Origin of the sequence: Teichococcus vastitatis, from assembly GCF_003604215.1 — a bacterium.
Taxonomy (GTDB): domain Bacteria; phylum Pseudomonadota; class Alphaproteobacteria; order Acetobacterales; family Acetobacteraceae; genus Pseudoroseomonas; species Pseudoroseomonas vastitatis.
In genome coordinates, this window is the sequence record NZ_QXGS01000063.1 from 1 (window position 1) to 9,145 (window position 9,145).

Here is a 9,145-nt window from a genome sequence, read left to right on the forward strand (position 1 = left end):
AGCCAATTAACCCAGCCAAATCACCCAAAGGCAATTAAACCAAGTATTCTTCCAGAAAACCCGATGCAATTTTCAATCAGCGTGGGAAGATACTTAGTGCCGTTCGGTCATTCCGTCAAGCACTTTTCTCACCGCCTCATCGCCGCCCTCAATTTTACTTCGCGGCTACTATAGAACCATTTGGTTCGAGCCGCTCCGACTTTCAAGAGGACTTAACGATCCACCTCATCCTCAGCCCCATTCGGCGCCGGCTCAGTGGCAGGGCGCGCCTTCTAGGCCCCCCAGGAACCGGAGTCAAACAGAAAGATATAGGAGGGCGAAACTTTTCCGCGCCCGCCGACGCACCGGGCTTGGCCACCCCCTCCGTGACAGGGCACACTGCCTTCCGCCGGCGCCAGACCGGCAGAAACAATGACGCGACCCGCTCGCGCACCCTGTTCAGGAGGAAACCGATGTCACCAAACCCGAAGATCCTGTCATCCAGCTGAGGCGGGCGCAGTGCCGCTTGCCGCATGGGACGGCAAGCGACACCGGCACCGCGGCCAATGCCCGAGCCTGCACGGCAGCACGCCCGTCCGGTCATCGCGGGGAAGCTATGGCCCATGACTTGCTAGGGTCGTCCTGCCCGCCGCGGGCGCTCCGCAGCGTCACGACCCTCCTGGCTGGAGTTTCGCCATGAACCGCCTTGCCCGCCGTTCCCTTCTCGTCGCCGGTGCCGCCCTTCCCTGGTGGCGCCCCGCCGCATCGGCGCAGCCGGCATCCGGGACCCTCCGCTTCGGCCTGTCGGCCTGGCCGCCCAACCTGCAGCCCTGGCCCAGCACTGGTGCCTCGGCCGGCACGGTGAAGCTGCTGATCCACCGCAGCCTCGTCTCCTATGACAGCCGGGGCGAGCTTCGCGGCGAGTTGGCGGAAGCTTGGACTCTCGATGCGGACGGCGCCTGGGTGTTCAGGCTGCGGCGTGATGCGGTGTTCCACAACGGCCAGCCGGTGACCGCCCGGGACGTGAAGTGGACGCTGGAGCAGATCGCCGGGGAGCGCTCCACCGCCTACATGCGCGCCCAGTTCCAGCGCCTGGAGCGGATCGAGACGCCGGACCCGCATACCGTGCGCCTGATCACCAAGGAGCCCACGGCGACCTTGCCGCACTGGTTCGGTGGCTACAACATGGCCATTGTCTGGCACGGCTCCGAAGCCGGTGAGCCGGTCGGCGCCGGGCCCTACCGGCTGGCGGCGCAGGAACGCGGCTCCTCCATCACCCTCTCCGCCTTCGACCGCTTCTACAAGCCCGGGCGGCCCAGGCTGAAGACCATCCGCTTCATCGTCTATGCCGACGAGAACCTGCGCATGGCCGCGCTGCAGTCAGGCGACGTGGACATGATCGAGTACGTCCCCTGGCAGTCCATGGCCGCGGTGGAGGCCGATCCGGCGCTGAAGCTGGATTCCACCGAAGGCCCTTTCATGGACATCCTGTTCAACGGCACGCGCGGTCCCTTCGCCGATCCCCGGGTGCGCCGCGCCGTGGCCCATGCGGTGAAGCGGGAGGACATCGTCCGGGCCGCCTTCTTCGGCCGCGGCAAGGTGCTGGAAGGCGTGCCCATCGTCGAGGGCACCCCCTATTGGGATGCCGAGCTGGCGCGCGGCTGGAGCTACGATCCCGTCCGGGCCAAGGCCCTGCTGAGCGAGGCCGGGCATCCCAACGGCTTCCAGACGACGCTGCTCTCCACGGCCCAGTTCGGCATGCACAAGGACACCGCCGAGGTGGTGCAGCAGCACCTGGCCGCGATCGGCATCCAGTGCGAGCTGCGGTTGCCGGACTGGTCCACCCGCGTCAGCCTTGGCACGCGCGGCCAATACGAGATCGCCATCCACGGCGTCTCGGCCGAGAACAACGACCCGGACGGGCTGACCTCGGTGCTGGACACCAGCCTCTCCCCCGCGCATGGCCGCTCCTTCGGGCTCAAGGCGCCGCGCACCACGGAATGGCTGGCGAAGGGCCGCGCCGAGTTCGACGAGGCGAAGCGCATCGCCATCTACAAGGACATGCAGCGTGCCGCGCTGGAGGAGGTGCCGCTGGTCGGCCTCGCCTGGCGCAGCCAGGGCTACGGCATGAGGCGCAACATCACCGGCTTCACCAACCTGCCGGGCGCGCTGTCCACGCTGTCCGGCACCCACCTCGAAGACGTGGGGTTCGGCTGATGCTGTGGGTGCTGCGCCGCATCGGCATCTCCATTGCCCTGGCTTGGCTGGTGGCGACCATCGTCTTCATGACCCTGCACATGGTCCCCGGCGATCCGGCGGAACTGCTGCTCTCCACCGGCGGCACCATGCCCGATCCGGCGGCGGTGGCCGAGCTGCGCGAGCGCCTCGGCCTGGAACGGCCGCTGCTCGAGCAATACGGCGCCTTTCTCTCGGGCCTGACTCGCGGCGACCTCGGCGTGTCGCTGATCGACGAATACCCGGTGCTGGAGGAGATCGCCCTGCGCCTGCCGCGCACGCTGGAGCTGATCCTGGCCGGCACCCTTCTCTCCGTGGTCGTGGCGCTGCCCGCCGGCACCTATGCCGCGCTGCACCGCGGCGGCGCCTTCGACCGCATCGCCTCCGGGCTCGCGGCGCTGCTGCTGGCGGTGCCGGTGTTCGTAGTCGGCACGCTGCTGATCCTGGTGTTGGCGCAGATGCTCCGCATCATGCCGGCCGGCGGCTACGTGGCGCTGGCCGACGATCCACTGCGCCACCTGACGCTGCTGGCCATGCCGGCCCTGGCCATCGCCAAGGGGCTGTCGGCGGTGCTGTTCCGCATGACCCGCGCCTCGGTGCTGGATTCGCTGTCCCGCGACTACGTGCGCACCGCCCGTGCCAAGGGCCTGACGGCCCGGCGGGTGCTGGTGCACCATGTGGTGCGCAACGCCCTGACCCCGGTGCTGACCGTGCTCGGCCTGCACATGGGCACGCTGCTCGGCGGCACCGTGCTGGTGGAATACGTGTTCAACTGGCCCGGCCTCTCCACTCCCCTGCTGCGCGCCGTGGAGGCCCGCGACTACCCCATGGTGGTCGGCATCGTGCTGACGATCTCCGGCCTGTTCCTGTTGATCAACCTGATCATGGACCTGCTCTACGCCGCCCTGGACCCGCGGATCCGCGCGGCATGACGCACCTGATCCTTCCCCTCCCTCCGGGAAAGCCGGCATGAAGCGCCTCCTCATCCCCGGCACGCTGGTCGCCCTGATCCTGCTGGCCGCCCTCGCCGCCCCTCTGCTCGGCCTGCCGGACCCGGTGCGCCAGGACATCGCCCATCGCCTCGCCGGTCCGATGGAGGGCTCGCCCCTCGGCCGGGACGAGTTCGGCCGCGACGTGTTCTCGCGGCTGATCTGGGGCGCGCGCACCAGCCTGGGCGTCGCCTTCGCCTCGGCCCTCATCGCCGGGGTCATCGGCACCGCCTTCGGCCTGATCGGCGGCTGGTTCCGGGGCCTGGGCGAGTTGCTCACCGTGCGCAGCATGGACGTGATCCTGTGCTTCCCGCCCGTGCTGCTGGCGCTGCTGGTGGTGACGCTGATGGGTCCGGGCGCCGGCACGCTGATCCTGGTGCTTTCGGTGCTGTACCTGCCAGGCTTCGCCCGCGTCACCTATGCCGAGGTGCTGTCCGCCCGCAGCCACGATTACGTGGAGGCGGTGCGCGCCCTCGGCGCGCCGGCGCCGCGCATCCTGCTGCGCACCGTGCTGCCCAACGTGGCCGGGCCGGTGCTGGTGCAGCTCTCGCTGGCCGTGGCCTCGGCGGTGGTGCTGGAATCGGGCCTCTCCTTCCTGGGCCTCGGCGTTGTGCCGCCGGCGCCCTCCTGGGGGCTGATGATCCGCGGCGCGCGCGCCACCATGGAGCAGGCGCCGATGCTGCTGTTCTGGCCCTGCGCCGTGCTGACGCTGACCATTCTGGCGATGAACCTGCTGTGCGACGCCCTGCGCGACGCGGTGGACCCGCGCACCGGCGGCACCCGCTCGCGCCTGCGCGCGAGGGACCGGCTGCTGCCTGGCCTGCTGCCGGCGGCGAAGCCGGCGCCGGACACGGTGCTGGCGGTGCGTGGCCTGACGGTGGAGATCGACACGCCGCGCGGGCCGATCCGCCCGGTGCAGGACGTTTCCTTTGATGTCCGGGCGGGCGAGACGCTGGCCATCGTCGGTGAATCGGGTTCCGGCAAGTCGGTCACCACCACGGCGCTGATGGGACTGCTGCCGTCCGTGGCCCGCATCGCCGCCGGTGAGGCCTGGCTCGGCGGCACCGAGCTGCTCCGGCTGCCCGAGGAGGGCATGCGCCGCCTGCGCGGCGGCGCCATGTCCATGGTGTTCCAGGACCCGATGAGCAGCCTGAACCCGGTGCACCGCACCGGCGACCAGGTGGCGGAGGCGATCCTGGCGCACCGGCCGATCTCCCGCGCCGAGGCGTGGCGGCAGGCGGAGGCGCTGTTCCGCCGCGTCGGCATCGCCGATCCGGAGCGCCGCATGCGCGCCTTCCCGCACGAGATGTCGGGCGGCATGAAGCAGCGCGTGATGATCGCCATGGCGCTGGCCAACCGGCCGAAGCTGCTGATCTGCGACGAGCCGACCACGGCGCTCGACGTCACCGTGCAGGCGCAGATCCTCGACCTGCTGGCGGAGCTGCGGCGGGACACCGGCACCGCCATCATCTTCATCACCCACAGCCTGGGCGTGGTGGCCGAGATCGCCGACCGCGTGGCGGTGATGTATGCCGGCCAGATCGTGGAGCAGGGCAGCGTGGCCGAGGTGTTCCAGGCACCGCTGCACCCCTATACCCGCGCGCTGCTGGCGGCCGTGCCGGAAGGCGACACGCCGCCCGCCGGCATCCCCGGCATCGTGCCGCCGCCGCACGCCTTTCCCGAAGGCTGCCGCTTCGCCCCTCGCTGCGCCCATGCCAGGCCGAAATGCTCTGCCGGCGCCCTGCCGCTGGAGGAAGCCGGGCCCGGCCGTGACGTCCGCTGCGCCCGCTGGCAGGAACTGGCCTGCCGTTCCGAGGAGGTGCCGGCATGAGCGCCGCGCTGATCGAGGCGAAAAACCTGTCCAAGACCTTTCCGGGCAAGGGCATGTTCCGCAAGTCCCGGCCGGTCCAGGCGGTGCGCGGCATCGACGTGTCCGTGGCGCGGGCCGAGGCGGTGGGCGTGGTGGGCGAGAGCGGCTCCGGCAAGAGCACGCTGGGGCGGCTGATGCTGGGGCTGATGCCCGCCACCGCCGGCAGCGTCACGGTGGACGGCCGTCCGCTCTCCGACTTCACCGGGTCGGAATGGCGCAGGCTGCGGCAGCGGCTGCAGATCGTGTTCCAGGATCCCTATGGCAGCCTGGACCCACGCCGCCGCATCGGCTCGCAGATCGCCGACGGCATCCGGCTGCATGGCCGCGGCGAGGCCGGGGAGCAGGTGACGGCGCTGCTGAACCGCGTCGGCCTCGAGGCCGCCCACGCCCAGCGCTTTCCGCATGAATTCTCTGGCGGACAGCGGCAACGTATCGGCATCGCCCGCGCCCTGTCCACGGCGCCGGACTTCCTGGTGGCGGATGAGCCGGTCTCGGCCCTCGACGTGTCGATCCAGGCGCAGGTGATCCAGCTGCTGGCCGACCTGCGGCGCGATCTCGGCCTCGCCATGCTGTTCATCAGCCACGACCTGCCGGTGGTGGCACAGCTCTGCGACCGGGTGATCGTGATGTATCTGGGCCGCGTCATGGAGGAAGGGCCGGCCCGCCCGGTCTTCCACCGGCCCGTGCATCCCTATACCCGGGCCCTGCTGTCGGCCACGCCGCGGCTCGACGCCGCCCGGCGCAAGGAGCGCATCCTGCTGAAAGGCGACCCGCCGAGCCCGGCCGACCCGCCCTCCGGCTGCGTGTTCCGCACCCGCTGCCAGCACGCCGTCGAAGCCTGTGCCCAGGCCGTGCCCGAGTTGGCGCCGTTCGGCGGTGATGGCCGGCGCGTCGCCTGCATCCGCGCGGCCGAGATCGGCTGACGGCGGAAACCCTGCCACCCAAGGAGAGCGCCACAGATGGCAAACCTGACCAATCCCAAGGTGCATATGGGCACCATCACCGGCGGCGAAGGGCGCGAGCTGTACGCGCAGAAGCCGGTGGTGCTGCTGCCCATGGGCAGCCACGAGGACCAGGGGCCGCACGCGCCCATGGGGGATTATCTGCTGGCCGAGAAGGTGGCGGAGCTGGCCGCCCTGCGCGCCACCGAACTCGGCACCCGCACCGTGGTGGCTCCGGTGCTGCCCTTCGGCGGCGCCGATCATTTCGGGCCGATGATCGGCGGCATCGCCATCAGCCAGGGCACGCTGGAGCTGGTGATCAGCGACATGATCGATTCGCTGTTCCGCAACGGCCTGACGCGGATCATCGTGATCAACGGCCATGGCGGCAATGTCGGCCCGATCGCCGAGGTGACGCGGGAGATCTACCGGCGCGACGAGGTGCTGATCCCGAGCTTGTACCTGTGGCGCATCGGCTACGGCATGCTGCCCGGCATCGTCGGCGCGGAGAAGGCGAGGGCGGTGTCCGGCCATGGCGCCGATCCGCTGACCAGCCTGGGCATGCACCTCTTTCCCGAGCTGATCCGCCGCGACATGATCCCGCCCGCCAGGACGCTGAAGCCCAACACGCAGCTCGGCATCCCGCACACCGCCCTGGGCCTCGGCGCCTTTGACGGCGCCGAAGTGGGCCTGCCGGTGGAATATGACGAGATCTATAACGAGGGCGTCGCCGCTGGCGATCCGAACCTGTGCTCGGCCGAGACCGGCGCGGCGCTGGTGGAGAAGCTGACCGATCTCTGCGCCCGCTTCATCCGTCATTACGACGAGAAGATGCCGGCCTGAGCCGGCGGAACAACGCGAAGCCCCGGCGGGACCGGTTCCCGCCGGCCCCTCGACGGCGGCGGCGAGGCGGCTCAGGATCGCGCCTGCACCAGCCAGGAGCTTGCGCATGCGCCTCTCGCCCGCCGCCGATCCCGCCCGCCTGGGTCTCTGCCCGACGCGCCTGACCCGCATCGCCACCTGGGCCGACCGCCTCGTGTCCGACAACAAGCTGGCCGGGCTGGTGACCATGGTGGCGCGGCGGGGCGAGGTGGCGCATCTGCACGCCACCGGCTTCGCCGACCTGGAGCGCGGCACCCCGATGGCGGCGGACACGATCTTCCGCATCTATTCCATGACCAAGCCGCTGACGAGCCTGGCCATCCTGATGCTGTACGAGGAAGGCCGCTTCCAGCTCGACGATTCGATCACGCGGTTCCTGCCCTGCTTCCGCGATATGCGGGTGGCGGTGGGCGGGGCGCGCGGCAAGATCGACACCGTTCCGGCCGAGCGCGACATCACCTTTCGCGACCTGCTGACCCACACCTCCGGCCTGACCTACGGCTTCATGCACGCGACGCTGGTGGATGCGCTGTACCGCGAGCACGGCGTCGATTTCCAGAACGCCGAGAGCAGCCTAGCCGAGGTGGTGGAGCAGGCGGCGGCGCTGCCGCTGATCGCCCAGCCGGGACGGGAATGGAACTACAGCATCGCCACCGATGTGCTCGGCCATCTGGTCGCGGTGATCTCGGGCCAGGCCTTCGACAGCTTCCTGCGCGACCGGATCCTGGGGCCGCTCGGCATGCGCGAGACCGGGTTCAGCCTGCCGGACGCGCAACACCCGCGCTTCGCCGCCAACTACATCCGTGCGCCGGAAGGCGGGCTGGAGCTGATCGACGACCCGACCATGAGCCCCTATCTCCGGCCGCGCCCGGTCTGCTCCGGCGGCGGCGGGCTGGTGTCGACCGTCGCGGATTACTGGCGCTTCTGCCAGCTGATGCTGAACCGGGGCGAGCTGGACGGGGTGCGGCTGCTCGGCCGCAAGACCGTGGCGCTGATGACCGCCAACCACCTGCGCGGCGACATGGCGGCGATGGGCCAGCCGCGCTGGTCGGAAACCACGGCCGAGGGCATCGGCTTCGGCCTCGGCTTCTCGGTGATGCTGGATCCGGCACGGGCGCAGATCGTCGGCAGCGCCGGCGAATATGCCTGGGGCGGCGCCGCCTCCACCGCCTTCTGGATCGACCCCGCCGAAGACATGGCGGTGATCCTGATGTGTCAGCTGATGCCTTCCTCCACCTGGCCGCTCCGGCGGGAGCTTCGGGTGCTCAGCTACGCCGCCCTGATCGACTGAGGCTGCGGCGGTCCTGCATCTGGACCCGGCGGATGATCGGCCTATGATACCGCCACCGCGACAGGATGTCCGCCATCCCGCGGATCAGGAGGCCGCGCCGATGTCCGACACGCCCCGCACCCTGTTGCTGACGGGTGCCAGCCGCGGCATCGGCCATGCGACGGTGAAGCTGTTCCAGGAGAATGGCTGGCGGGTGCTCACCGTGTCACGCCACGCCTTCTCGGAGGAATGCCGCTGGCCCGGGGCGCGCTGGGGCCACATCCAGGCGGACCTCGCCGACCTCGATGCCCTGCCGCGCTTGGTGGATGAGGTGCGGGAGCGCATCGCCGGCGGCCCGCTGCATGCCCTGGTCAACAATGCCGGCATCTCGCCAAAGGGGCCGGGCGGCACGCGGCTGGGCGTGGCGCAGACCGATGCGCGCGCCTGGACCCATGTGCTGAACGTCAACCTCATCTCCACCGCGCTGCTGGCCCGTGCCCTGCTGCCGGAGCTGGAGGCGGCGCGCGGCGCCATCGTCAACGTCACCTCGATCGCCGGCTCGCGCGTGCATCCCTTTGCCGGGGTGGCCTACGCCGCCTCGAAGGCCGGATTGGCATCGCTGACGCGGGAGTTCGCGCATGAATTCGGCCCGCGTGGCGTGCGCGCCAATGCCATCGCCCCCGGCGAGATCCGCACCGCGATCCTGTCGCCCGGCACGGATGATCTGGTGCGCGACAATGTGCCGCTCGGCCGGCTGGGCGAGGCACGGGAAGTGGCGGAAACCATCCACTTCCTGTGCAGCGAGGCCTCGGCCTACATCAACGGGGCCGAGATCCACATCAATGGCGGGCAGCACGTCTGAGACGCGCCGCCCGCCTTCGCCTCAGGCGAAGGTGATGCCGTAGGTGTCCGGCGTTTCGCCACCCAGCGCCGCCGCAGTCTGCAGCTGGTGCTCGGCGCTTTCCGAGAAGCCCAGCAG

At 70.2% G+C, this 9,145-nt stretch carries 7 protein-coding genes; all 7 read left to right on the forward strand.

Annotated features, from left to right (window positions below):
• Positions 1-675: 675 nt before the first annotated feature.
• Positions 676-2,196 carry an ABC transporter substrate-binding protein gene (locus D2K64_RS22085; RefSeq protein ID WP_120010549.1) on the forward strand — a complete coding sequence of 507 codons (1,521 nt, stop codon included), beginning with the start codon at positions 676-678 and terminating at the stop codon, positions 2,194-2,196.
• Positions 2,196-3,146 carry an ABC transporter permease gene (locus D2K64_RS22090; RefSeq protein ID WP_120010551.1) on the forward strand — a complete coding sequence of 317 codons (951 nt, stop codon included), beginning with the start codon at positions 2,196-2,198 and terminating at the stop codon, positions 3,144-3,146. The genes D2K64_RS22085 and D2K64_RS22090 overlap by 1 nt, the downstream gene beginning before the upstream one ends.
• 37 nt (positions 3,147-3,183) lie before the next feature.
• Positions 3,184-5,034: a dipeptide/oligopeptide/nickel ABC transporter permease/ATP-binding protein gene (locus D2K64_RS22095; protein WP_120010553.1), complete on the forward strand. Its 1,851-nt coding sequence runs from the start codon at positions 3,184-3,186 to the stop codon at positions 5,032-5,034.
• Positions 5,031-5,996 carry an ABC transporter ATP-binding protein gene (locus D2K64_RS22100; protein WP_120010555.1) on the forward strand — a complete coding sequence of 322 codons (966 nt, stop codon included), beginning with the start codon at positions 5,031-5,033 and terminating at the stop codon, positions 5,994-5,996. The genes D2K64_RS22095 and D2K64_RS22100 overlap by 4 nt, the downstream gene beginning before the upstream one ends.
• Positions 5,997-6,032: 36 nt before the next feature.
• Positions 6,033-6,857, forward strand: coding sequence for a creatininase family protein (locus D2K64_RS22105; protein ID WP_120010557.1), 825 nt, complete (start codon positions 6,033-6,035; stop codon positions 6,855-6,857).
• A 106-nt stretch (positions 6,858-6,963) separates the two neighbouring features.
• Positions 6,964-8,187, forward strand: coding sequence for a serine hydrolase domain-containing protein (locus D2K64_RS22110; protein ID WP_120010558.1), 1,224 nt, complete (start codon positions 6,964-6,966; stop codon positions 8,185-8,187).
• A 100-nt stretch (positions 8,188-8,287) separates the two neighbouring features.
• On the forward strand, positions 8,288-9,028 hold the full coding sequence (locus tag D2K64_RS22115) for an SDR family NAD(P)-dependent oxidoreductase (protein ID WP_120010559.1): 741 nt from the start codon (positions 8,288-8,290) through the stop codon (positions 9,026-9,028).
• Positions 9,029-9,145: the final 117 nt, after the last annotated feature.

Bases quoted from the DNA above. Each gene is read 5' to 3' on its own strand.
- D2K64_RS22105 (WP_120010557.1), top strand. From the start codon at position 6,033: ATGGCAAACCTGACCAATCCCAAGGTGCATATGGGCACCATCACCGGC.
- D2K64_RS22100 (WP_120010555.1), top strand. From the start codon at position 5,031: ATGAGCGCCGCGCTGATCGAGGCGAAAAACCTGTCCAAGACCTTTCCG.
- D2K64_RS22095 (WP_120010553.1), top strand. From the start codon at position 3,184: ATGAAGCGCCTCCTCATCCCCGGCACGCTGGTCGCCCTGATCCTGCTG.
- D2K64_RS22085 (WP_120010549.1), top strand. From the start codon at position 676: ATGAACCGCCTTGCCCGCCGTTCCCTTCTCGTCGCCGGTGCCGCCCTT.
- D2K64_RS22115 (WP_120010559.1), top strand. From the start codon at position 8,288: ATGTCCGACACGCCCCGCACCCTGTTGCTGACGGGTGCCAGCCGCGGC.
- D2K64_RS22090 (WP_120010551.1), top strand. From the start codon at position 2,196: ATGCTGTGGGTGCTGCGCCGCATCGGCATCTCCATTGCCCTGGCTTGG.
- D2K64_RS22110 (WP_120010558.1), top strand. From the start codon at position 6,964: ATGCGCCTCTCGCCCGCCGCCGATCCCGCCCGCCTGGGTCTCTGCCCG.